Origin of the sequence: Edaphobacter sp. 12200R-103 (assembly GCF_010093025.1) — a bacterium.
Taxonomy (GTDB): Bacteria; Acidobacteriota; Terriglobia; order Terriglobales; family Acidobacteriaceae; genus Edaphobacter.
In genome coordinates this window covers 420261-443260 of record NZ_CP048114.1, presented here as the reverse complement: position 1 = coordinate 443260, position 23000 = coordinate 420261, and the positions used below count along the sequence as shown (strand labels likewise).

The 23000-nt window shown below is 55.9% G+C and carries 17 protein-coding genes and 1 other RNA gene; 6 read left to right on the top strand and 12 right to left on the bottom strand.

Going from position 1 to position 23000, the window contains the following annotated elements; genetic code table 11:
- The 10 genes from GWR55_RS01945 to GWR55_RS01900 all read right to left on the bottom strand — a co-directional run bounded on the left by GWR55_RS01945 (position 1) and on the right by GWR55_RS01900 (position 11478).
- Positions 1 to 918: a uracil-DNA glycosylase family protein gene (locus GWR55_RS01945; RefSeq protein ID WP_162400750.1), complete on the bottom strand. Its 918-nt coding sequence runs from the start codon at positions 916 to 918 to the stop codon at positions 1 to 3.
- 30 nt (positions 919 to 948) lie between these two features.
- A complete protein-coding gene (gene rpoZ / locus GWR55_RS01940) occupies positions 949 to 1140 on the bottom strand; it encodes a DNA-directed RNA polymerase subunit omega (protein WP_162400749.1) in 192 nt (63 codons plus the stop codon).
- A gap of 80 nt (positions 1141 to 1220) precedes the next feature.
- The gene (gene gmk / locus GWR55_RS01935) at positions 1221 to 1880 is read right to left on the bottom strand and encodes a guanylate kinase (protein ID WP_162400748.1); all 660 of its coding nucleotides are present in this window, start codon (positions 1878 to 1880) and stop codon (positions 1221 to 1223) included.
- A gap of 49 nt (positions 1881 to 1929) precedes the next feature.
- Positions 1930 to 2847, bottom strand: a complete 918-nt coding sequence (locus tag GWR55_RS01930; RefSeq protein WP_238398581.1) for a YicC/YloC family endoribonuclease — start codon at positions 2845 to 2847, stop codon at positions 1930 to 1932.
- A complete protein-coding gene (locus GWR55_RS01925) occupies positions 2844 to 4721 on the bottom strand; it encodes an ABC transporter ATP-binding protein (protein ID WP_162400747.1) in 1878 nt (625 codons plus the stop codon). The genes GWR55_RS01930 and GWR55_RS01925 overlap by 4 nt, the downstream gene beginning before the upstream one ends.
- 78 nt (positions 4722 to 4799) lie before the next feature.
- On the bottom strand, positions 4800 to 5666 hold the full coding sequence (rapZ, locus tag GWR55_RS01920) for an RNase adapter RapZ (RefSeq protein WP_238398580.1): 867 nt from the start codon (positions 5664 to 5666) through the stop codon (positions 4800 to 4802).
- 92 nt (positions 5667 to 5758) lie between these two features.
- Positions 5759 to 6409: a ribosome hibernation-promoting factor, HPF/YfiA family gene (gene hpf / locus GWR55_RS01915; protein ID WP_238398579.1), complete on the bottom strand. Its 651-nt coding sequence runs from the start codon at positions 6407 to 6409 to the stop codon at positions 5759 to 5761.
- Positions 6410 to 6420: 11 nt separating this feature from the next.
- Positions 6421 to 8097 carry an RNA polymerase factor sigma-54 gene (gene rpoN, locus GWR55_RS01910; RefSeq protein ID WP_162400745.1) on the bottom strand — a complete coding sequence of 559 codons (1677 nt, stop codon included), beginning with the start codon at positions 8095 to 8097 and terminating at the stop codon, positions 6421 to 6423.
- A 205-nt stretch (positions 8098 to 8302) separates the two neighbouring features.
- On the bottom strand, positions 8303 to 9031 hold the full coding sequence (gene lptB, locus GWR55_RS01905) for an LPS export ABC transporter ATP-binding protein (protein WP_162400744.1): 729 nt from the start codon (positions 9029 to 9031) through the stop codon (positions 8303 to 8305).
- The gene (locus GWR55_RS01900) at positions 9028 to 11478 is read right to left on the bottom strand and encodes an LptA/OstA family protein (RefSeq protein WP_162400743.1); all 2451 of its coding nucleotides are present in this window, start codon (positions 11476 to 11478) and stop codon (positions 9028 to 9030) included. Before GWR55_RS01900 ends, lptB begins: the two co-directional genes overlap by 4 nt.
- A 71-nt stretch (positions 11479 to 11549) precedes the next feature.
- On the opposite strand from GWR55_RS01900, the gene GWR55_RS01895 reads away from it, so the two are divergent.
- Positions 11550 to 12203 carry a hypothetical protein gene (locus GWR55_RS01895; RefSeq protein ID WP_162400742.1) on the top strand — a complete coding sequence of 218 codons (654 nt, stop codon included), beginning with the start codon at positions 11550 to 11552 and terminating at the stop codon, positions 12201 to 12203.
- A gap of 51 nt (positions 12204 to 12254) precedes the next feature.
- Here GWR55_RS01895 and glyS read toward each other — a convergent pair whose 3' ends face one another.
- Both glyS and GWR55_RS01885 read right to left on the bottom strand, forming a co-directional pair.
- Positions 12255 to 14366, bottom strand: a complete 2112-nt coding sequence (glyS, locus tag GWR55_RS01890; RefSeq protein WP_162400741.1) for a glycine--tRNA ligase subunit beta — start codon at positions 14364 to 14366, stop codon at positions 12255 to 12257.
- Positions 14367 to 14444: 78 nt separating this feature from the next.
- Positions 14445 to 15413 (bottom strand): glycine--tRNA ligase subunit alpha, encoded by a 969-nt coding sequence (locus GWR55_RS01885; RefSeq protein WP_162400740.1) that lies wholly within the window; start codon positions 15411 to 15413, stop codon positions 14445 to 14447.
- 465 nt (positions 15414 to 15878) lie between these two features.
- Here GWR55_RS01885 and GWR55_RS01880 point away from each other — a divergent pair, with 465 nt between their 5' ends.
- The 5 genes from GWR55_RS01880 (at position 15879) to GWR55_RS01860 (ending at position 22870) form a co-directional block, all read left to right on the top strand.
- Complete coding sequence (locus GWR55_RS01880; RefSeq protein WP_162400739.1) at positions 15879 to 16316, top strand: CYCXC family (seleno)protein; 438 nt, start codon at positions 15879 to 15881, stop codon at positions 16314 to 16316.
- A gap of 53 nt (positions 16317 to 16369) precedes the next feature.
- Entirely contained in the window at positions 16370 to 16789 is a 420-nt protein-coding gene (locus GWR55_RS01875; protein WP_162400738.1) for an EamA family transporter, read from the top strand.
- An 89-nt stretch (positions 16790 to 16878) separates the two neighbouring features.
- Positions 16879 to 17231, top strand: a transfer-messenger RNA (tmRNA) gene (gene ssrA / locus GWR55_RS01870).
- Positions 17232 to 17481: 250 nt separating this feature from the next.
- Positions 17482 to 18945, top strand: coding sequence for a hypothetical protein (locus GWR55_RS01865; RefSeq protein WP_162400737.1), 1464 nt, complete (start codon positions 17482 to 17484; stop codon positions 18943 to 18945).
- Positions 18946 to 19390: 445 nt separating this feature from the next.
- Entirely contained in the window at positions 19391 to 22870 is a 3480-nt protein-coding gene (locus tag GWR55_RS01860) for a carboxypeptidase-like regulatory domain-containing protein (protein WP_162400736.1), read from the top strand.
- Positions 22871 to 23000 lie beyond the last annotated feature (130 nt).

Sequence of the window (23000 nt, the reverse complement as noted above, 5' to 3'; positions counted from 1 at the left end):
TCAGCCCTTCCCGGGAGCTTTCAGCCCCATCTCCTTCATGACCATCTGAAGGTCCTTCCACGCCTCGCCCTTCTGACGCGGGTCACGCAATAGAAACGCCGGATGATACGTGACAGCCAGCTTTGCTCCGCGACAGCTATGCCATATCCCGCGAAGTCCAGCGAGTGACTGCTTCCTGCCGAGAAGGTAGGTTGCCGCCGTCGATCCTAAGGCCACGATGATCTGAGGCTGCACGACGTCGATCTGGCGAAGCAGAAACTGGCTGCACGTGTTCGCCTCGACAGGCTCAGGGACTCGGTTTGCCGGTGGACGGCATTTGACGATATTGGCGATATAGACCTGCTCGCGCTTGAGTCCCATAGCCGTGATCATGTTGTTCAGCAATTGTCCTGCTTTGCCGACAAACGGAAGCCCCTGAGCGTCCTCATCGGCTCCCGGTCCTTCGCCGACAAACATCAGCCGCGCATTGGGGTCGCCGTCTGCAAAGACGATCTTGTGCCGGCCCGCATATGCAAGAGGACAGCGCGTACAGTCGCCTATCTCCTCCCGGATCGCCTCCAGAGCTGCGGACTTGGCGGCAGGCTCGTGGCGAACCTCTGGCAGAGGGGCAAGGTCGTTAAAACTGATGAGCTTTGGAATCTCGGGCTCCGAAGATGCTCTCAAAGTGAGCGGAGTTGCAGGGGTAGGCTGAGCAGGTTGAGGAATTGTCCTCATGGAAGACGCGGTTAGTACAGGCGCCTGCACCGGCGCAACCGTTACCTGCTCTGAAGCGTGGGCAGCCGCGGAGGCAGTCGCTACCGGCTGCTCCTGCTCCGCTTTTTCGAAGACTGGATCGCCTCGACGATACAGATTGTAGACACCCAGGTCGCGAAGATATTCGACATAGGCGCGCAGCTGCTGCTCTGCCTCTCCTGTCATAGCTCTATGCTACCGCGCGGAAGCGTGACCTTAGTGAGAGTCGGGACGCTTAGCGAGCGTGAACTTTACAAATCCCTGCTTGATCTCGTCCTGGGCAACCCGGCAGGCTTTGCTGGATTTTGCCACGATCAGAGCCGGTGCTCCTGACTGTAATTGCCGTGCGCGCCGCGCTGCGCCTTTTACCAGGCTGTACTTGTTGTGGAATGCAGATTCTTCCGTCATGGGTACTTGGCCCTCCTTATGTCGTCTGAGGGTACCTCAGGCGAAAAGCCGGAGCCAGCAAAATAACGGTGGAAATCCGGTCACTTTTCTCCGAAGGCTTCGAGAACGGCCTTCAACTTCGGCGAGGCGGCATCGGTCCTGCAGCTGAGGGCCGTCGCCTCATACTCCGGCTCTCCCCGCTCATAGAGGACGATGGCGCGCATCTCCTCTACCGCAGTTTCCAGAATGTCATTGACCAGAGCGTACTTATACTCCCACACGCGTTTCAGCTCATTGCAGGCGCCTGCCAGGCGTTTCTGGATCACCGCCTCATCGGACATCTTCTCGGCGGCGCTGCGGTTCCGCAGCCGCTTCTCCAGAATCTCAGGGCCGGGAGGGAGGATAAAGATCGAAACTGCCTCAGGCATTCTTTGAATGACCTGCAAGGCTCCTTGAACATCGATGTCGAGCAGCAGGTCTTTGCCAAGATCTTTCGCATGCTGGAGAGCCGATCTGGCGGTTCCGTAGTAGTTTCCGAAGACTTCGGCCCACTCCAGGAAGTCGTCTGCCGCGACCATTCGCTCAAACTGTGCTCGCGTAGTGAAATGATACTCGCGCCCATTCTCCTCGGAACCGCGCGGTGCCCTGGTCGTGTAAGAGATGGAAAAGTCCAATCCCTCTACCAGGGTTCGCAGCTGCGTGACCAGCGTCGACTTCCCTGAGCCGGAGGGTGCTGAGATGATAAAGAGGATTCCCGCCATCGACTCCCTGATTGCTCTTCTGTTCGAATATGAGCCAGTGTAAACGGAACTACTCGAGATTCTGAACCTGCTCGCGCGCTTTCTCAATCTCGGCCTTGATCTCGAGTCCGAGTTCAGTGATTCGAAGGCTGTTCTCTCCCGAGGCTGCGCTGGTCTTTGACAGCATCGTATTTGCTTCGCGGTTCAGCTCCTGCAGCAGGAAATCCATCCGCTTGCCCAGTTCGCCTCCGGCGTCCAGCATGGCTACGAAGCGATCGATATGCGTTCTAAGACGCACGATCTCCTCCTCGATATCGCTCTTTTCGGCCAACACGGCAGCTTCGGAGAGCAGACGCTCTTCGGTGACCGGAACCCCGGACGTCAGCTCACTGAGGCGGGCACGCAGACGCTCGAACTGGGCCTCTCGTACACCGTTACGCAGCGTGGCCATCTTGTCGGCGAAGTCTCTCAGGCGTTTCATGGAGGCTCGCAGCTCATCCGCCAGGACAGCTCCTTCCTGTGCACGCGCCTCGTTCAGCTTCTCGATCAATGAGGGCATCAGAGCCAGAACGGCTTCATCAAGCTCAGGGACCCCTTCGATTCCGGCGCTACTCTCCGCACTCATCACGCCGGGGATGCGCAGCAAGGAGTTGAGGTCCGGCTGGCTGGACAGGTCGAAGAGCGTGGCGGCCTTCTGAAAGGCTGCGAGATAGCTGCCGAGCACCTCAGCGTTCAGCTCGACCTGCGAGCTGCTCTTGCGCTCTACCTGCAGGGTTACTTCGACGTGGCCGCGCTTCAAACGCTCCTTGAGGAGACGACGTAGTTGGATCTCGAGCGAATCGCAGTAGGAGGGCAGACGGAGATGCAGATCGAGAAAACGGTGATTCACGCTCTTGACGGCGATGGAAAAGCCGATGTCTGCATCCGGGGCACTGTGCACGCTGGCAAAGCCCGTCATCGAATAGATTTGTGAATAGATCTGGCTCAAGAAAATCCCTCCAATTCGGCTGCTTCTGGCGGAGACTCACTTTCTATGATGGCGACGACTTCTTCGCCAAACTGCATATCGTAGAGTCTGCGGTAGGTTCCTGACTTCTTCATTAGCTCGTCATGGGAGCCGACTTCCGTAATTTTTCCCGCCTCGAGAACTACAATCTTTGTAGCGCGGCGTACCGTCGAAAGACGGTGCGCGATAACGAAGACCGTTCGTCCCTGCATCAGATTGGCAAGCGCTGCCTGCACGTACTGCTCGCTCTCGGTGTCCAGGGCGCTGGTCGCTTCATCCAGAATGAGAATGGGGGCATTCTTGAGGATGGCGCGCGCAATGGCGAGTCTCTGCCGTTCGCCTCCACTAAGCCTCAGGCCTTTTTCGCCGATGCGGGTGTTGTAGCCGTCCGGCATCTTCAGGATGAAATCGTGAGCCAGTGCCATACGCGCCGCCTCCTCGACTCTACTGAGTGGGACATCGGGCTGGCCGTAGGCGATGTTGTTGCGGACGGTATCGTTAAAGAGAACCGTCTCCTGCGTGACTTTGCCGATCTGCTGGCGCAACGACGCAATCGTAACGTCGCGAACATCGTGGCCGTCAACGATGATGCACCCCTGATTGACGTCGAAGAATCGCGGGATCAGATTGACGAGCGATGACTTACCAGCACCGCTTGGCCCGACAAACGCAATAACCTCACCGGGTTTCACATCAAGGTTGATGTCGTGGAGTATCTGGGTTGTGGTTCCATCTTCTCCGGCGTAACCGAAGCCAACATGGTCAAACCGGATTCCCTCACGAAAGCCCTTCAGGACATGGGCCCGGCGTTTTTCGCGAACATCGTCCTGCGCATCCATGAACTTGAAGATATCTTCGCTAGCGCCGAGCGCTTGCTGGAAGCTGTTGTAGAAAAGAGCGAACTTCCGGACAGGATCGTAGAGCGTGAAGACGGCCACGAGAAACGCGATGAAGGAACCCGCCGTCATCTCGTGATGCTGGATTCGCCCCCTGCCAAGCAAAAGCAACAGCGCGATGCCGACGGAGCCGAGGGCGTCCATCAGTGGCGAACTGATCGCCTGCACGCTGACAGACTTCAAGTTGGCCCGGAAGAGCCTGCGCGCCGCTCTGCGGAAGCGATTCATCTCCCAGAGTTCCATGCCGAAGGCCTTGACGATCCGGTTGCCGGTGATGGTCTCGTGCAGGATGTTCTGAATCTCAGCCAGCTTGTCCTGCCCCTTGCGAGTGGTCTGCCGAACGCGGCGACCAATACGCCGCGCCGAAGAGATAACAACCGGAACGAAGAGGAGAAGGACCCAGGCGAGCTTTCCACCCACCACGATAACGACGCCTGCCGTAAACAACAGCGTAAAGAGTTGCTGCAGGAAGTCGCCAAGAACACTGGACATGGCGTACTGCACCCGCTCGATGTCGTTGATGAGGGTGGACAGCAGCGTGCCGGTGGTGTGCTTCTGGAAGAAGGCGACCGAGCGGCGGAGCACGGCGTCGTAAAGATCGTTCCGGAGATCGGTAATCATGCCGAAGCCGGCATAGTTGACCAGGTATGTCCCCAGGTAATCGCACACCGATTTGAGGAGAGCAGAGACGATCAGAGCATAGGCGACGACGGTCCAGGCGTTGTGGAAGTGGCTAGGAACCAGGAACTGAAGATTCAGCTCGTGGTTAATATGCGGCAAATGGAACTTGAGTACATCGTGCGAGGGCGCGTCCGGGCTGAGGACGTTGTCGAAGATCGGTTTTACCAGCAGGATGCGGAACGCCGCCATCGCGCCGACAGTTGCCATCAAGAAGACGGAGGCGATGACGTGCAGGAGATACGGCCTCACGTAGAGCAGCAATCGCCACAGACGCTTCATGCTGCTTCTCTCCTGTCTTCTGAATTCCAGGGCATCTTTTTATTCTATTCGCCTGCAATCGGGACGGCTGCTTCGTGACTAACGGGGCATGTCCCGATGCGATGTCTTGACGCGGTAGCCGGCGGCGGCGAGCCGCTTCTTCATCTCCTCGGCGATAAAGACAGAGCGGTGCTGGCCGCCGGTACAGCCAAAAGCGACGGTGAGGTAGCTCTTCCCTTCCTTGATGTAATGGGGCAGAAGAAACTTCAGCATATCCATGGTTCGATCGAGAAACTCGGCCGTCTGAGGAAAGTCGCGTACATACTTGGCCACCTTGGGGTGCTTGCCGGTGAGCTTACGAAACTCCGGAACAAAGTGGGGATTAGGAAGAAAACGAACATCGAAGACGAGATCGGCTTCGGCCGGTACACCATTTTTGAAGCCGAAGCTGTTGGAAGAGATCGTCAGGTTGCGATCGCTCTCGTCGCGCTCAAACTGTGCGCCGATGTGGGCCCGCAGGTCGTGGACGGTGAACTTGGTGGTATCGAGGATGATGTCGGCGACGTTGCGGATTGGATCGAGCCGCTTGCGCTCTGCACGGATGGACTGGACGACGGTATCTGTGCGGCCCATCGGATGGGGGCGGCGGGTCTCAGAGAATCTCCGGATCAAAGCTTCGTCACTGGCTTCGAGATAGAGCACACGGGTGGGGAGAACCCTGCGAACTTTCTTGAGGATAGCGGGGAATTCGTCCAGACGTATTCCCTCCCGCACGTCGACGACCAGGGCCGCACGTTCGATCTCAGCCGACTGACGGACGAGGTCGGCAAACTGAGGAACGAGCTCCAGAGGAAGATTGTCGACGGAGTAAAAGCCGAGGTCTTCGAAGGTCTTGAGTGCCGAGAGCTTTCCGGAACCGGAGAGACCGGTCAGAATCACCAGCTCCTTGTTTGTGGGCCGGGTCATTTTCGACTTCGACGTTTTTTTTGCTTGCTTCCGGGGCATGACTGGAATCCTAGCACCAGTCATGCCCTCTGAAAGCATAGGAATGGAAGGATTTACGGAACTTCAATTACTTCCGTCTTGCCGTCCCGTTTGCGGTGCAGAACCAGCGCCTGACCATCATGGTCCCGAAATACAAAGACCTCTCGATCTCGGAAGGCAGCTTCTTTCACTGCTTCTTCGAGCGACATTGGACGGATCGCCACACCATCGCTGGAGCGCACGAGGTGGGGTTCCGCCAAAGGAGTCTCCGAGGGGAAGGAATGTACCAGCATCGCCACGGCTGTATGCGAAGACCCGTTCTGAGAACTGGTGGCCTTCTGGACTTTTCTTACCTCTACGACGCCGTCCTCAGGCGACGCCAGAGCGACCTGTCGGACACCCTCTCGGGATTTACGTTTGATGGTGGTCTTTTTCTTCTTCTGCCGGATCGCCTGCTTTTCGAGAGCGGCGAGAGCGTCTCGAAGGGCTGTCTCCATGTCGGTCGCCTCACAGGCGGCGACGAGTTTGAGGCTCGGAGTCTGCACGGTCAATTCCGCCATATGGCGATATTTTTCCGTGGTTAGGATTACGTGCACGCTGCCCGCATCTCCAAGGATCTTCTCAATGCGAGCGATTCCTGCTTCGGTCTGGGCCTTGATCTTTTTTGTGATGGTTGTCTGTCTACCGGTGTAATCCAGATTCATCGGGGTACCTCGTGTGGACATCTTACGCCGGTTCAGCGGACACGGCGTTGGTGGGTACTGGGAATCTGCATATCTTCACGGTACTTCGCTACGGTTCGCCTGGTGACCTGAATTCCCTGCCGCTGCAGCTCCGCTGCGAGCTGATCGTCTGTCAGCGGCTTACGAGGATCTTCTTCTTCAATCAGCTTTTTGACCTTACGCTTGAGCAGGACGAGAGGAAGATCGCCTCCCTCGGGTCCGTTGACTCCCTCAGAGAAGAAGAAGCGAAGCTCATAAACACCCTGTGGAGTATGGACGTATTTATTGGCGACGGCGCGGCTTACGGTGGAGGGATGGACCCCGATCTCCTCGGCGACTTCTTTGATCATCATCGGCTTCAAAGCGTCGACTCCCCGCTCCAGAAACTCCGTCTGGCGCCGGACAATCACCTCGCAGGTGCGCACAATCGTGTTCTTCCTCTGCTCGATGTTTCGAAGCAACTGGATAGCGGATTTGTAGCGCTCCTTGACATACTCCTTGACCTCTTTGTCCGTCTGTTTTTCCTGCAACATCCGCCGGTAGTTGTGGTTCAGCCGCAGGGCGGGCATGTCTTCATCATTGACGAGGACCACGTACTGATCGTCTCTCTTTACAAAGGCCACATCCGGCTCAATGAGGCGCGTCTCAGTATGGTTGTAGCGCTGTCCCGGCCTGGGATCGAGAGAGCGGATAAATTCGACAGCAGCCTGCACGTCCTCGCTGGAGCGGCCACAACTGCGCGTAAGTTCGCGCATATCCTTCTTCTGAAGGAGGGCCAGACAGTTTTCGACAATAAATGCCGCTGCGGTGAAGACATCGCCCCTATCACCAGCGATGGCGTCGGCAGAGACGGCAGAACTAACGTGTCCGTTGCTTGCCGGATGCTCCTGACGACGGCGAAGCATCATAGCAGCTTCATTGCGCTGCGCTGCAATCTGTATCAGCAGGCACTCACGCAGGTCCCGGGCACCCACGCCGACGGGATCTAAATGATTGACGACGGAACGCGCCTGCCGCACGACTTCTAAGAGCGAATCCTGATTCTGCGTAGATGCAGAAGCGGCAAGATCGATGTGCGATGCCGTCTCCTCTTCCTGATCTTCAACGTCTGCCACAGTAGGGCTGGAAAAATGAAAGGGTATGGTCTGAGCCGGAGAGCGCAGTTGCAGAAGCGCCTCGACCAGCTCTTCATCAGTCGATGTCAGGTATCCGTTCTCGTTTAGATTTCCAATGACGAGCTCGGCTGCTGCACGAATCTCAGATTCAAGGTTGAGCGACCCAAGCTGCCAGAGAAGATGATCGCTAAGCGTACTCGGCTTAGAGAGGAAACTTTCGAGAGACGGCTTGTCATACTCCTCAAAATTAGAGGATGTCCGGAAGCCAGGGTCCAGATACTCCTGGAAGTAGCTGCCGAAATCAATCTCTTCAAAAGGGTCTTTCTCTCCGCGCTCTCCTTCTGCGGCGACATCCTCAGCCGATCGCTCCCTGTCCCCCTCAAGGCCGGCCCGTTCATCCAGGGAAAGGCCGCTCTCCTCGATCTCCTCCAGGACAGGATTTTCGATGATTTCGGTGTTGATCATCTCCTTAAGCTCGAGCTTGTTGAGAGCAAGCACACTGACCATCTGCACCAGCCCAGGAGTGAGCACCTGGCGTTGCGAGACTTTCAGGTTGAGCTTAGGTTGCAGAAGCACGTCTGTTGATCCTCGGTATAGCCTGTCAGATTTTGAGATATGGGATGGGCCGCTTCGACATCCACGTGGATCATGATGATCGGTTCGAACGCGTCCAGATCACTAGTCTACACGCTGCATCATTCATTGCTGTAAGTCTAACCCGGTCCGTGTTTTCCCGCGTCCCACGGCGGACAGCCATCTTACAACGGAAGTTGTACATAGCTCAGTCCATTGAAAATTTTTCTCCCAGATAGACCTTTCGCACCTCGGGATCTCTCCCCAGATCGCCAGGGGTTCCTGCGCGGAAGATCTTCCCTTCATTGATGATGTAGGCGCGATCGGTAACCGACAGGGTCTCGCGAACATTATGATCCGTAATCAGAACTCCGATTCCTGACCGCTTCAAGCCGAAGATGATCTCCTGCAGATCGATGACGGCAATGGGATCGATGCCGGAAAAAGGCTCGTCCAGCAGAATAAAAGCAGGGTTAATAGCAAGACAGCGGGCGATCTCGACCCGACGGCGTTCACCTCCGCTCAGAGCATAACCACGCGTCTTGCGAACGTGTGCAAGATTCAACTGCTCGATGAGCCTTTCCGTTCGAGTCCTGCGCGCCTCCCAGCTGAGCGGCTGGGTTTCAAGCACCGCGAGAATGTTGTCCTCGACCGTAAGCTTGCGGAAGATCGAGGGCTCCTGTGGAAGGTAGCTGATGCCGTGCTGTCGCGCGCGGAGATACATCGGCAACCGAGTGATGTCATTGCCATCTGCCAGCACGCGTCCGCTGTCCGGCCGCACCAGGCCCACAATCATGTAAAAGCTTGTGGTCTTTCCGGCACCATTGGGCCCGAGAAGACCGACCACTTCGCCCTGCTCAATTTTGAGGCTTACGTCTTTTACTACCTGGCGGCCGCCGTACGACTTGCCAAGCTCCTCCGTCGATAGCGTCCTCATGGCTCTTTCTTCACCCGCGTCTCCGTGCGCACCCTGGGGCCCGTCTCGTTTGCATCTCCATTAGAAATTACAACGCTGGCATCCTGCTCGCGGAAGCGCAACTCTCTTCCGGTGATGGTACCGCGCATAGCGTCCATCACCTTTGGCGGATGCTGTGCTGTTCCTGTAAGGACGAAGGTACCATCGTTGGCGGTGTAGACCAGCTGATTGCCTGTGGCCTGCCGCTCGTGCTGCCTGATTACGATGTCTCCATTGACCACAACACGTTCCACGCCAGATTGCAGAAAACCAGGCTTCTGCGCTGACTTATTATTTTGCTTGTCCTGCAGTGAAGAAGAAAAGTACGCAATAGCTTGCTTTCCGTGCATGGTCCCATCGGTACTATCGACCTTCACACCGCCGGTAAAATCCGCCGTGTGCTTCTCATTGGAATAGTCCATCTCCTGGCTGGTGATGCGAATGACCGCAGGCTCGCGATGTCGGGTTCGGTCTCCGGTGCTGACGAGAACAGTCTGAACCGCAGCTCCAGTGGCTGAGCGTGTACCACGCGCGATGAGGCGCTGCCTGGCACGGTCAAACTGCAGCACAGGGGCCTCAATCTGAGAGGCTCCTTCCCAAAGCCGCGCAGGGTGAGCAGCGCCGTAGAAGATCGCCGTGTCATTCGATTTTTTGAGGTCTGCGCGATCTGCAAGGACATGAACTGGCTCGCTTGACGAGTTTTGCTGAAAGTTCGCTTTTACCTTACCCGCTGCTGAGGCATCTCCCGTCCCCTGGTTGAGAGAGACTCGGTCCGCCCAAAGGACGCTTTGCTGATCTCTCAATTCGACAGCACCCGTCAGGAGAACGCGGCCGGTGCGCGCGTCATAGCTGGCCCTTTGTGCTATCGCCCGATCCGCTGATGCAGAGTCCTCAGGCTGCTGCTTCCCACGCGGAAGGTTCGTGAGTACGACATGGCCGGAGAGGGAGGCCGTATCAAGCGTCTCTCGACCGTCAGAATACGACGTCGCCGTTGCCTGATCCGTGCTGACGCGACGAAACGTCGCATCGAGGAGGTCGGCAGAGCTGGTCTTCACGGAACCATCAGGCCGCCGCTGCTCCAGCGATGCAGAGCCTTGACCGTGGACCGACGCAAGATTTTCCTTGCCATCCTGCGATACAAACTGAGCAGTGAGGAGATCTCCGCGAATCGCGCTCTGACGCATACCCGCGGATTCCTTTTCAGGTTCGGAGATGCGCAGCCGGGCATCGCCGGTTGCTACCGCCTTGCGCAGCCACGACCGTTTGCCCAACTCAGTCGCCATCTCCAGCTCAACTTTGGCCGCAGTCAGCTCACGCTCAGTAGCTCCTTGCGAGATCTTTGAAGGGGAAACATGTTCCAGCAGATGCACTGCGCCCTGAAGAACTACCTTTGCCGGATGCCCCTGGGGATCGAAGCTGGTCCGCATCGTCGAGGCCTCTCCTGTTACATCTCTATCTGGCTCCTTGAAGCTGTAGCGTACGTTACCGGCCATCCACATGGACGCAGGCTTACTTACACCCGTCAGCAACATCTCGCCATGCTGAGATGCGATTCTGGAGCCATCCCCTGAAGTGAGGATGACGGCATCGCCTGAAATTTTTTCAACAGCTCCGTCCGTGCGAAGAAGTGCGGTTGCTTGCCTCGCTTCTACGGTTTGCCTGGATGCTGGATCGCTATTTTCAGCGTCGCTGGTGACAAATCGGGCCTGGGCGAGAACGATCCGACGGTCCCTGCGGTCCAGTTCACCGTGAGTTGCGCTCAGGAGAATCGGTTTGCCATTGTTGATTCCGCTGACCTTCACCGCTGAGTGCAATAACAGAACGCCGGTGTCAGCGTTGTAATCGGCGCCCGTGGCATGTCCGGTCAGACCGTTGTATTCGAATTCGATCTCCTGATCGGTCGTCGCAATGCCCTGCTTTTGTTGATACACAAGATTACTGGTCTTGACGTGGATCAACTTTGCATTCTTGTGGTCTTCGTCCTGCACCGCAACAGGATCTATCGGCTGGATCGCGTTGCTGCCGGATGCCGGTGCCTGGAGATCGAGATGGACCTCTCCCGTGGCCCTGACGATGCCCTCCGCCTGATCCAGCTCGAACTCGTTTCCGGAGATACGATCGACCCGGCTGGCCTGCCCCTCTCCCTTTCCATAGACGACGATTCCAACGTCGTGCATGGTGTACTTGCCATTCTTATGCTGAATCGCTTTTGCGGCGTGGATGGTGAAGATCGTCTTTCCTTTTACGGTCTGAGACCAGGTGAAAGAGTTTGTCTCCTGCCGGATATCAGCGCCCAATTTGCTAGGGAGTTCTTTCAGAAAGCGGTGGGTGCGGTAATGCGCGTACGTCAGAAAGCCGCCGATTACCAAAAGCAGAAGGCCCGCACCTGCGAGCAACCCCTTCCGTAGCCGATCTACCGAAACCCGCATCGTGAACCGTTCCCTACTATCTTCTCATCTCTGTCTGCTGCCGCATTTTGACGGGCCTGTACACTATAGAGATGGCAGACCAGCTCTACCTCAGCCTGTGGTTCCCGAACTTTCGCTTCGAGGCGCTTCCCGGCGCTCTTGTCTCCATCCTGCGCCAGTTTTCAAAGGTAAGTGGTGAGACACGCGTCTCTGCCGCCACGGTTTATCCCCTCAGCTTTACCGAATCTCCTGTCTTCCAGCGCGTCTATGTTAATGACGATCGCTCCGAGACTGGAGAGGATTCCATTATCGAGAACGCAGTGGCCGAAGCTACAGAACAGCTCCACGACGATATGGCCTACGAGTTCGAGATGAAATGGAGGCTCTGGGCGCCGGAGCCGAACGAGGCTCCCATCTCAGAGGCTGCGCTCGACACTTTGTGGCGTCGCGAGCCATTCACCGTCAAAATCATCGGCTTCGGACCACAATTCGATCAGGCCGCCTATGAGCAGAACGGGCATATCCGAGTCGATTTTGGCCTGGATACCCCCTGGATCATGGATGAAGAGCAGGAGGAGGTTCTCGACTTCGAGACTCAGAAGCACGTCCAGCAGAACATCGAGGTGCTGTTGGCCTTCACGCTCTCAGTCGAGAAACACTGCGGCATCTCCAGCCGCCTGCTATGGACCGAATCCGGCGAACCGCTGGCCGAGAAACTGATCGCCAGACTACAGCGGTTGAATTGAAGTCATCCTTCGAAGCAGAGGCTGAAGCGAGTCGAGTCGACTCACTCGGCCTTAGCCGGTGGTAACGATCTCTGAGAAATCTGCGATGCCGGAGAAGCTCTTAAGGATGGAGGTCAGCAGGACTAGTCTGCTGCGGCGAATCTTCTCATCGGGATCCATCACCATCACCTGGTCGAAGAATGCATCGACCTGAGGACGCAGGGTAGCCACGGCCTCAAGCGCAGGAATGTATCGGTGCTCGGCACGAAGCTGTTCCACCTTGCGTTGAAGCACCTGGGCTGCCTGCCTGAGATTTGCCTGGGTAGGATGCGCATTCTCCACATCAGTCTCCCGGGCATCCAGGTCGACGTATCCTTTTTCTCTAGCCTGACCAAGAATATTTTTCATCCGCTTGAAGGCGGCGCTTACAGCCTCGAAGTCCGCAGACGCACGAACGGCGGTGACTGCCTGTGCGCGGGCGATCGCATCGCGCACATCGTCGCTTCCCGCCGCCAGGACGGCTGCGACAACATCGTAGGCCTCTCCACGAACCTCACGAAGATAGAACTCCAAACGCTCAACCAGGAAGGCTCGAACACGGATTTCAACCGCTTCGTTCGGCGTGGCCCGCCCGGCAACTTCACCCAGGGTGAGCGGCAGAGGAGTAGGGCTCTCTGCGAGGATTTTGACGATTCCGTTGGCGGCGCGGCGAAGAGCAAAGGGATCCTTGGACCCGGTGGGCTCCATGCCAAGCCCGAACATTCCGGCGATCGTGTCCGCTCGATCGGCGATGGCAAGTAAAGATCCTTCCACCGTTCGCGGCACGCTGTCTTCCATCGAAGCGGGAAGATACTGGTCGTATATCGCATCCGCCGCTGCAGCCGAGATGCCCTGTGCTTGGGCATAGAGTCCACCTATAACCCCCTGAAGCTCGGTGAACTCCTTGACCAGCTCTGTCGTCAGGTCGGTCTTGGCCAGAAGCGCGGCCTCGTCCAGAGCGACAGCGTCTACCTGAGAAGCGCGTGAGACCGCCAGTTCTGCCAGTTCAAGAGCAAGTTCGCGTACTCGAGCGGACTTGTCCGCATAGCTTCCCAGCTCTTTCTGGAAGGTGACATTCTCGAGCAGACTGGTCCGCTCCTTCAGCGGAATACGTTGATCAAACTCCCAGAAAAAACGAGCATCGTTAAAACGGGCTCGCAGCACACGCTCGTTGCCGTGCCGAATCACAGCAAGGCCCGCTTCTGCAGCTTCGGTGTTCAGGACGGCCAAAAAGTGTGGCATCAACTTGCCGGATTCATCCTCCAATGCGAAGTACTTCTGGTGGCCCCGCATGACAGTGACCAAAACCTCTTCGGGCAGAACGAGATATTCCGATTCGAAGTTGCCGAGGACTACCGAGCGATCTGAGGCCCATTCGGTCAGATGGGTCAAGGTGTCGATCAGACCATGGTCTTCTCGCCAACGCGCACCGGGAACAGTGCGGGTGACGTGATCGAGGGCTTTGCGAATCTTCTGACGGCGGACCTCGACATCTGCAATTACATTTGCGTCGAGAAGGGCCGACTCATAGTCTGTCAGCGATTTGACCGCGATGCCGTCTTCTCCAAAAAGGATGCGGTGCCCGTAGGTCACCTTGCCTGCGGTCTTGCCGCCAAACTCAAAAGGCACGATCTGTTCGCCCAGAAGCGCAAGCATCCAGCGAATCGGCCTTACGAATCGCTCCGGCTTGCCGGGACGCCAGTACATATTCTTAGCCCAGTAGATAGCGGCGATCTCCCTGGGAAGCTCTTCGGAGAGAACTTCTGATGCGCGCCTGCCATGTTTAAGGATGGAGGCCGCAAGATACTCCCCCTTTGGGGTCGTTACGACCTTGAGAGCTTCAACTTCCACACCAGCTTTTTTAGCAAAGGCGAGAGCAGCGGGGGTTGGGACTCCGTCTTTATAGGCCACCTTGACCGAGGGGCCCGTCAGCTCTTCGCGAGTGTCTTCCTGACGGTCGGCTACGTTCGAGATGAACACCGCGAGTCTTCGGGGCGTCGAAAAGCTCTTGGCAGACCCATCTTCCTGCACCAGGTGCTCCCGCTCCAACAGAGCAAGCACGCGACGCTTCAGCTCTGCTTCGGCCCCTGCGACCATTCGTGCAGGAACCTCTTCCATACCAATCTCTAACAGGAAATCAGCCATCTATATAACTCATCTTTCGTGGGCCGGGGTGAATATGCTTCCGTGCCCTTCTACCGCTTTCAAAAAGGCCAACTGGAGCTACCCAACGACAACGGAATTCACTTCCTTCGACAGAAGTTCTCCCTGTGCGGCATACGCCCTAGCCACCCCAACAACGAGCGAACGGATTCTCGCCATAACACCGACGCGCTCCGTTACAGAGATCGCGCCACGCGCATCCAGCAGATTGAAGACGTGAGAGCACTTCAACGCCAACTCATAGGCTCCGAGAACGGGAAAGCGCTTGAGTGCAAGCGGGTCCATCTCATCCATCTTCCTGCTTTTTTCAAGTAGTTCAAGGCACTCCGACTCGTAAAGTTTAAGGTGCTCCCACAATTTGGGAACGTCAGCATAGTCAAAGCTGTAAGCCGAGAACTGCTCTTCCTCTGCCAGGCGCATCTCGCCATAAGTTACCCGCCGGCCGGTGTCGGGTTCAACGGCCCAGACGATGTCATAGATGGAATCCACGTCCTGCAGGAAGCCTGCGATGCGTTCGAGGCCATAGGTAATCTCGCCACAGATAGGGTCCAGATCCATTCCGCCGCACTGCTGGAAGTAGGTAAACTGTGTGATCTCGAGACCGTCGAGCATGACCTGCCAGCCAACCCCCCAGGCGCCGCCTACCGGCCACTCCCAGTTATCCTCTTCAAACTTAATGTCATGTTCCCGCAGGTCGATTCCAATCGCCTCCAGAGATTCAAGATAGAGATCCTGGATTCTCTCCGGAGGCGGCTTGAGGATGACCTGAAGCTGCGTGTGGCGGAAGAGGCGGTTGGGATTCTCGCCATATCTGCCGTCTGCCGGACGGCGGGATGGCTGCGCATAGGCAATCCGAACTGGCTTTGGGCCAAGCACACGGAGGAAGGTATCCGGCGACATGGTGCCGGCGCCTACCTCGACATCATAAGGTTGTTGAAGCACACACCCCTGGTCCGCCCAGAATCGTTGAAGCCTGAATAAGAGCTCCTGGAAGGTAAGAGCCTTTTTTTTCTCAGTGATGGCCGTCATGCACGTCTCTTTTTAGTTTTCAGCAGTTTCTTGATTCTAAATGCACAGGCCCAGGAGCGGCAGAAAGACATTGGCGTACTCACAGGACGCATAATTTCGTCGCCGCCTTTTCTGTTTTCGGCTGCCTTTATCCATTTTTTGGAAGAGCACCCGAAAGAAAATCAGAAAAAAATGAAGAGGAGGAAACTCCCTGAAAACACAGAAAATAAGTGGCTTACGCCAATATTTCGTCATTTGATATCTTCCGGAACAAAAAAAAATCTATGGTGCCCCATATTTTCAGGATTCGATTTTCCATTTTGTGGTATATTTTCTTTACGGGATGATCGGTCCCGGACAGATTTCAGCTTTGAGTGCTCGATCCTCGGCTGACACAAGTTGCGTCACTGGCCTCCCGGCACGAACTTTCGTTCGTGCCGTCTTTTTTTGCTCCCACGTTTTAGCTGCTTTGCCTAGAATGGGATCATGAAGCGGATTCTTGGTCTTTTTGTGTTGGGCCTGATAACAGTTGCAGCATCGGCGCAATGGAGCAATCCTGCCGTGGAGATTCCGGCTTACAACGCCAAGCCGCCTGTGAAACCGCTTCCCCCAATCATGAGCGGGAATCAATTAACGGGGCCTTACTTCTCGCATTCCTATCAGGTGACTGCCTATAAAATGGCAGCAAAGATTCCGGCGGTCTTACATCAGATGCCATGTTACTGCCGCTGTGATCGAGCCATGGGACACAACAGCCTGCATAGCTGCTTCGAAGGAACCCATGGAGCGGCATGCTCGACCTGCATGCGCGAAGCCGTTTACGCTTATCAACAGACCAAGGCCGGGAAAACGCCGACACAGATTCGGAAGGGGATCGAGCGTGGAGACTGGCAGGATGTAAACCTGGAAGGCGCATCTCTCTAGCTACTACGCTCGCTCTTCACCCATCGAGGAGAAGAGGGCTAGGCTTCAAGTCTATGGGCTGGTTTTTCTGGGCGATGCTCTCGGCGTTTTTTGCTGCAGCCACTGCGCTGTTGGCAAAGGTTGGGGTCGCCGGGATCGATCCGAATCTGGCTACTGCCATACGGACAACAGTGATCGTCGTCTTCACCTGGGCGATCGCCCTGACCTTTGAAGCCCCTCATGGAATTGCCCAGATACCACCGCGAAGCTGGCTCTTTCTAGGAATCTCTGGCATAGCGACCGGGCTCTCGTGGCTGTGCTATTTTCGTGCGCTTCAACTTGGTCCGGCCTCCAGCGTAGCTCCCGTGGATAAGTTAAGCGTCGTTCTTGTGATCCTGGGAGCCTGGCTGTTTCTCGGGGAGAAGCTCACTCCTCTGAAGATCGGCGGAGCATCGCTGATCGCAATCGGAGCAGTCATCCTGGCCTTCGCCTGATACGCGCGCGCACCCTCGCTGCGGCCGGCGGCGTATACTATAAACAGTTCTTTGCAGGGCCCAATGCAATGTTGGTGCCAGCTCCAGATGGGGGCGTCACGGCTTCGACGGGATTGCTTGCGGCAGAGAGGCATGCCGGGGTGTGGACACCCGTAATCGCTCACAAAACTATAAGTGCCGAACCTCAATTCGCACTTGCTGCTTAATTAACTAAGTAGCCGATCGCTCGGGCTTCGCCTATGGGCCCGTACCGATCGTCGCACAGTAGGCTGGCTCTTCCCTGCACCGCCTGAGCGGGGAAAGCGAGATCGATCAGGCTGGTCAGCGGCGCATCTTTGTCCGTTCTAAGCGCGGTTGACGAGACTTTAGAACAGGAAAAAGCATGAAAGCTCTCTGACGAAGGTTTTTTCGGACGCGGGTTCGACTCCCGCCGCCTCCACCAATCTATCTATTGATCTCATTTAGTTTAAAAAATGGTGATCAAAAGCGTTCATGGACTTCAGTGTACTTTCGCGTCAGCGAAGCAAAGCCTTTCGCATGCCCCCCCTATTTCATGATTCTTTGACGGGGAAACTGCCTTGCGTTTTGAGCCGTATGGTAGTCGTTTTGGAGTCCCTTACAGGGCTTTATTTCGATTGACGGTATCTTCACAAGACAAAATTAAAGTAAGAAAAGAAATAGATCATTAAGCTATGCATGCTCTGGAGTCATCGCCGAGGAGTAGGACGGGGGACTTCTCCCTGCGACCGGACGCACCCACGAGCAGCCGTGAAGACGATCCACGCTGGCAACTTGCCGAGCGCATTGCAGCCAGTAGCAGCCTGGGGCGTTCGCGCCTTATGGTGGACTTCCTGCTCTACGTGGTCGATCGCCACATTCACAATCGCAGCGACGAGATTACGGAGCAGCAGATTGGAGTTCTCGTTTTTGGTCGACCGGAAGGTTACGACACCAACGAGGACAATATCGTCCGCAGCTATGCCCGCAATCTGCGCAAACGCATTGAAGAATACTTTGTAAAAGAGGGAAAGAGAGAGGAGCTTCTGCTACAGATTCCGCGCGGAGGCTATACCCCTGTCTTTTCGCCCGGGCATAGGAAGCAGATCTCCGATGTTGCGCAACTAGAGGTTCCCCGCGATCTACAGTTTATTGAAAACGTCGAAACAGTGGATATTCCTGATTTGGCAGATAGCATGATTACGGAACAGGAACCCACGACGCAAGAGTTGACAGTGGAGGAATCCGAAGCGACCGGTACGAACGAGACCCTCGGGTTTGCAAGACTTGTTCGTAAGTATGCAGCGGTTCTCCTGCTGATCGCGGGGTTTCTGCTGGGTTCTCTGTTCACTGTTTTCTTCCCACCAATATGGCTGAAACGTCTTACCGCTTCTCCTGCGGAGATTGCGTCGAAGGACCTGTGGGCACAACTCTTCAGCAGCAAGCGCGATACGTTTGTTGTGCCCTCGGACGATGGACTAGTGATTATGCAGCGGCTTACGGAGCGACCGGTACCGTTGGCCAGTTATCTCGATGGAAGTTATCGCACAAAGATTCAGACGGTGGGCGACTCGGACGCTGCCGAGATTATGAAGCTGGGATCACGACGCTATACCAGCGTGGTAGATCTGGACCTGGCCTCGCACCTTGGACAGTTGAGTGAGGTGAATCCTCAACGCATGATCGTTCGCTATGCGCGCGATCTGAGGATGGATGATCTTCGCGATGGCAATGCAATTCTGATTGGCTCCATTGAAGCGAATCCGTGGACGGAGCTGTTTCAGGCACATATGAATTTTCGTTTCAGCATCCATGCCGATAACGAGAAACCTTCGGGGATTGTGAATGTGCATCCTCGTCCGGGCGAGGAACCAATCTATGGCGCACCGGGGGTTCAAAACCATACGTACGGCTTGATTGCTTACCTTCCCAATCTCAATGCCACTGGCCATGTGCTGATTGTGGAGGGTTTGAATACAGCAGGTACACAAGCCGCCGAGACATTTTTGCTGACACCGTCGTTGCTGGAACCGACTCTGCGCCGCGCGCGACTGCCCAGCGGAGGATTCCAACCGTTCGAGGTATTGATTGGCGCTGGAAATGTAGCCTCCAATGCAGCCGCTCCGCAGATGGTGCTGGAACGAATTGGTTCCTTCTAAAGCATCTCGCAATACAGCTTTGAAACGTATGAGTACGTACCTGTTCTTCTTTTCAGGGAAGGGCATACGTTTTTTATATCTGCTCTATCCTCGGCACGATATGCGCTGATTTCCTGCTCTCAACTGAGGGCATTTACCTTTTTGGGGATGCGATCGTGATCGCCGTTTTATTTCTTCTGAAGATGACTGTGAAGCAGGAGTGGAGAGCCTTTTACCCGTGTGCGCGGTTCTTGAGGACTTTGTAAATCTTGCAAGAAAGGGTGGGGGTAAGCCTTTTGTCTGCAGCGTTTACACGCCGGGTGTGCTGATCGTACACGGTTCAAAACACCTTGTTTGGATCATTGCCGTTGCCCATGATCGACCAAGCCCCAAGCGCAGTCGGACTTTGTATTTCAGTTGAACCCTCTGCGTTTGCGTGGATTCCATCTTGAGGCAAAAAAATCCTATGAAGAATTTCAAGTGTTCCTTTTCGTTCGCCCAGCGAAAGTGGCTCCTCCCCATTTCGCTGGCGGCATGCATTCTTTTCTCAGGGGCTGTATCAGGCTATGCCCAGTCCGACCTCTCCGGTGTCTCCGGCACCATTACCGATTCGTCGGGCGCAGTAGTTCGCGGAGCCACTGTAACCGTGACCGACGAAGCGACAGGAGTCGTTCATACGGCAGCAACAAACGACTCCGGTTATTACACGATCCCTAGTCTTTCACCGGGCCTTTACACCATCAGCGTAACCGCAACCAACTTCCAGAAGACGACTAGTAACGGCAACAACCTTGATCCCAATGTGTCCACAACTGCGAACCTGCAGCTTACAGTGGGAAGCACGAGCGATGTTATGGAGGTTTCGGCGCAGGAGACGGCAATTCAAACGGAGAGCACCGTTCTTGGCCGTGTGATTACGAGCAAACAGGCAGAGATGCTGCCACTGAGCGGACGTAACCCCATCACCCTGGCACTGCTGAAGGCCGGCGTAACCAGCACCAGCGGCAACGTGTCCAACTTTCAGTTCAGCACCGGCCTTGGCGGACTGAACATTAACGGCGCTCGTGAACGCGATAATCTAGTGACTTATGACGGCGCTGTTGCTGTGCGTGTTCGTGCCAATGGCGACTCGACTGGCGTAGTCGATCTGGAAAACGTGCAGGAAGTCCAGGTGCTTGCTACAAACTATCCTGCCGAGTACGGACGTTCGGTCGGCGGACAGGTTCGTATCATCACAAAAGCCGGTACGGACAAGTTTCACGGTTCGATCTACGAGTATCTGCAGAATCCGATCTTCAACGCCAACACTTGGGTTCGTAACCACGCTGCCAACAACAATGATCCAACACTCCCGCAAAGCGTGAAGTCGAACTACGTTGCGCCATTTACTTATAACCAGTTCGGCTTCAGCGTGAATGGGCCCCTGTATGTTCCGCACGTGATTCCCAAGGGCAAGGTCTTCTTCCTGTACTCGGAGGCTTTTGTTCGCTATCCGGGCACGGATACGAAGCCTGTGACGGTGCCCAATCCAGCCTTTCGTAGCGGTGACTTCTCTTCGATTGCGACGCATATCCGCGACCCGAAGGCAGCGGGTACCTGCGATCCTGTAAGCGGCGGGCCTGCCTGCTTCCCCGGCAACATTATTCCCAAGGATCGCCTGAGCCCAAACGGTGTTGGTCTGCTCTCGATCTTCCCCACGCCGACTCCGGGCTTCCTCGTCGGCACGCAGAATCTGTTGCAGATTGCGAAGCATCCGCAGACGCAGCAGATCGACACCGGGAACCTGGACATCATTCCGACGGACAAGGACTATATCCGTTTCCGTCTGACACACTTCTACTACTACGAAAACAATCCGTTCTCGGCAGCCTACAGCCTTGTACCGCGTGTGTTTAATCGTCCGGCCCAGACGGCTTCGCTCGACTGGGTTCGTAGCTTCAGCCCGAATACGATGAATGAAGTCCTGATCACTGTGGCGCACAGTGCGGACCGTCTGTTCATCGACACCAGCAGCGGCCTCTATAACCGTACGAAGTACGGCGTGAACTACCCGTTCCTCTTTCCCGACGGCAAGGATCTCCCCAACAAGATTCCGACCGTATCGTTCCTGAGCAGCACCTATGTTACCGGCATGGACGGCAGCGCGTATCCCTCACATTCGCAGGGAGCCACCTTCGACTATGCCGATACCTTTACGCACATTATGGGCAACCACACTTTGCGTGCGGGTGCGTTGTATGAGCGTGTGCAGTACAACGACTATGACCAGATCTCCGGCCAGAACAGCGTGCCGGGACAGACCAACAACCAGAACGGCAAGTTCGAATTCACCAACGCAAACCGTGCTGGTACGGGACTCGATCTGGCCGATGCTGCGCTGGGCCTCTTCTCCAGCTACGCCGAGGTTGGCGCCCGTGCGGAGACTCCCTATCGCTCGAACATGTTTGAGTTCTTCGCGCAGGACTCGTGGAAAGCGACTCCGAAGCTGCATGTGGACTACGGCATGCGTTACTCGATCGTGCGTCCTTTCTATAGTCTCTGGAATAATATCGGCACCTTTGATCCTGCTTTCTACAATGCAGCAAATGCAGTGAAGCTCGACGTCAATGGCAATCCCATTCCGGGCTCGGGCGATCCGTTGAACGGTACGGTTCTGTTCGGCAATGGCTTTACCGAGAGCGCCAAGGCGCACGTTGCACTGGCAAATACCGGTGCGGCGAACGACCTGTTCCATAACCTGCCGCGCGGCTATATGGATGTGCATTACACGACCTTTCAGCCGCGTATCGGACTCTCGTATGCGGTGAACCAGAAGACGGTTCTTCGTTCGGGATTTGGCCGTTACATGAGCCGGCAGGGTGTTTCGGACGGTGTCTTCGAAGGCGGCGCGCCACCGTTGCAATCGTACGCTGGCATCAGTGGCGGTAGCGCGGACAATCCCGGCGGCGGCGCGCAAGGGTCGTTCCCGACGATCTCCGGCCGCGTGGATCGAAGCTCGCCACAGCCTGAATCGTACGTATGGAACCTGTCAGTGGAGCGCGAGCTTCCCCTCCATACCGTGCTTGGTGTGGCTTATGTGGGACGCCGCGGTCTGCATGGACAGTTCCAGGCAAACATGAACCAGGCTCCGGTTGGCTCTGTTGCGGCTGCAAAAGCAGCTGGTCTCAACATCAACTCCTATCGTCCGTATGCAGGCTATGGTCCGATCACGATCGTGTGGCAGGGCTCTGGCTCTACCTACAACGGTTTGCAACTTGACCTGAATCATCGCTTCCAGAAGGGTGTGAGCTTTGGCCTCGCGTATACCTATGCTCACGCAAATGACTGCGGGTCATTCCAGAAGAACTTTCTGCCGAACTTCTACGATCCGAAGTTTCTGTGCGGCGCCTCGGATTATGATATTCGTCAGGCCTTTACGATGAACTCGATCACCGAGATTCCGTTCCACAGCGGAAGCCGTCTTGCTAACCAAGTCCTCGGCGGATGGCAGATCTCGCAGATCTACAACTTCCAGACAGGCGTTCCTCTTTCGGTTACGACCGGAACGGATATCGCAGGTGTGGGTGCAGGTGGAGGAGCGCAGTTCTACTCCACGGTGGACGGCGCTCGCCTGGGTGCGGATGGAAAATTTTCTGCTGGAACCTCGGACCAGAACTTCTGGTTCAATCCGAAGGCTTTTGCCGCTCCCGCAGCCAACACCTTCACCTCGCAGCACACCCGCAATATTCTTCGGGCACCTGGTGTGATGAACTTCAACGCCGGGTTGCAAAAAAAGTTCCAGACCTTTGAGAACCAGTTCCTCACCTTCCGTTTCGAGGCCTTCAACTTCCCGAATCACCCGAACCTGTCGGCTCCGGATACAAACCCCACCAGCTCAACCTTCGGACGTGTAACCAGCAAGACTGGCCAGCGTTCCATGCAGGCAAGTCTGCGCTACACCTTCTAGGTTTGCACAGAAGAATAAACCGGATGGGAGTGGAGACGCTGATCTCACTCCCGTTTGTTTTAGGAGTGGGCTTCACAGAAGACTCATCACTCAAGTAAGACAGATACAACCGCACAGAAAGGCAAACTCT

Coding starts and splice junctions, on each gene's coding strand:
- GWR55_RS01945 (WP_162400750.1), bottom strand. CDS start 918: ATGACAGGAGAGGCAGAGCAGCAGCTGCGCGCCTATGTCGAATATCTT.
- rpoZ (WP_162400749.1), bottom strand. CDS start 1,140: ATGACGGAAGAATCTGCATTCCACAACAAGTACAGCCTGGTAAAAGGC.
- gmk (WP_162400748.1), bottom strand. CDS start 1,880: ATGGCGGGAATCCTCTTTATCATCTCAGCACCCTCCGGCTCAGGGAAG.
- GWR55_RS01925 (WP_162400747.1), bottom strand. CDS start 4,721: ATGAAGCGTCTGTGGCGATTGCTGCTCTACGTGAGGCCGTATCTCCTG.
- rapZ (WP_238398580.1), bottom strand. CDS start 5,666: ATGACCCGGCCCACAAACAAGGAGCTGGTGATTCTGACCGGTCTCTCC.
- hpf (WP_238398579.1), bottom strand. CDS start 6,409: ATGTCCACACGAGGTACCCCGATGAATCTGGATTACACCGGTAGACAG.
- lptB (WP_162400744.1), bottom strand. CDS start 9,031: ATGAGGACGCTATCGACGGAGGAGCTTGGCAAGTCGTACGGCGGCCGC.
- GWR55_RS01900 (WP_162400743.1), bottom strand. CDS start 11,478: ATGCGGGTTTCGGTAGATCGGCTACGGAAGGGGTTGCTCGCAGGTGCG.
- GWR55_RS01895 (WP_162400742.1), top strand. CDS start 11,550: ATGGCAGACCAGCTCTACCTCAGCCTGTGGTTCCCGAACTTTCGCTTC.
- glyS (WP_162400741.1), bottom strand. CDS start 14,366: ATGGCTGATTTCCTGTTAGAGATTGGTATGGAAGAGGTTCCTGCACGA.
- GWR55_RS01885 (WP_162400740.1), bottom strand. CDS start 15,413: ATGACGGCCATCACTGAGAAAAAAAAGGCTCTTACCTTCCAGGAGCTC.
- GWR55_RS01880 (WP_162400739.1), top strand. CDS start 15,879: ATGAAGCGGATTCTTGGTCTTTTTGTGTTGGGCCTGATAACAGTTGCA.
- GWR55_RS01875 (WP_162400738.1), top strand. CDS start 16,370: ATGGGCTGGTTTTTCTGGGCGATGCTCTCGGCGTTTTTTGCTGCAGCC.
- GWR55_RS01865 (WP_162400737.1), top strand. CDS start 17,482: ATGCATGCTCTGGAGTCATCGCCGAGGAGTAGGACGGGGGACTTCTCC.
- GWR55_RS01860 (WP_162400736.1), top strand. CDS start 19,391: ATGAAGAATTTCAAGTGTTCCTTTTCGTTCGCCCAGCGAAAGTGGCTC.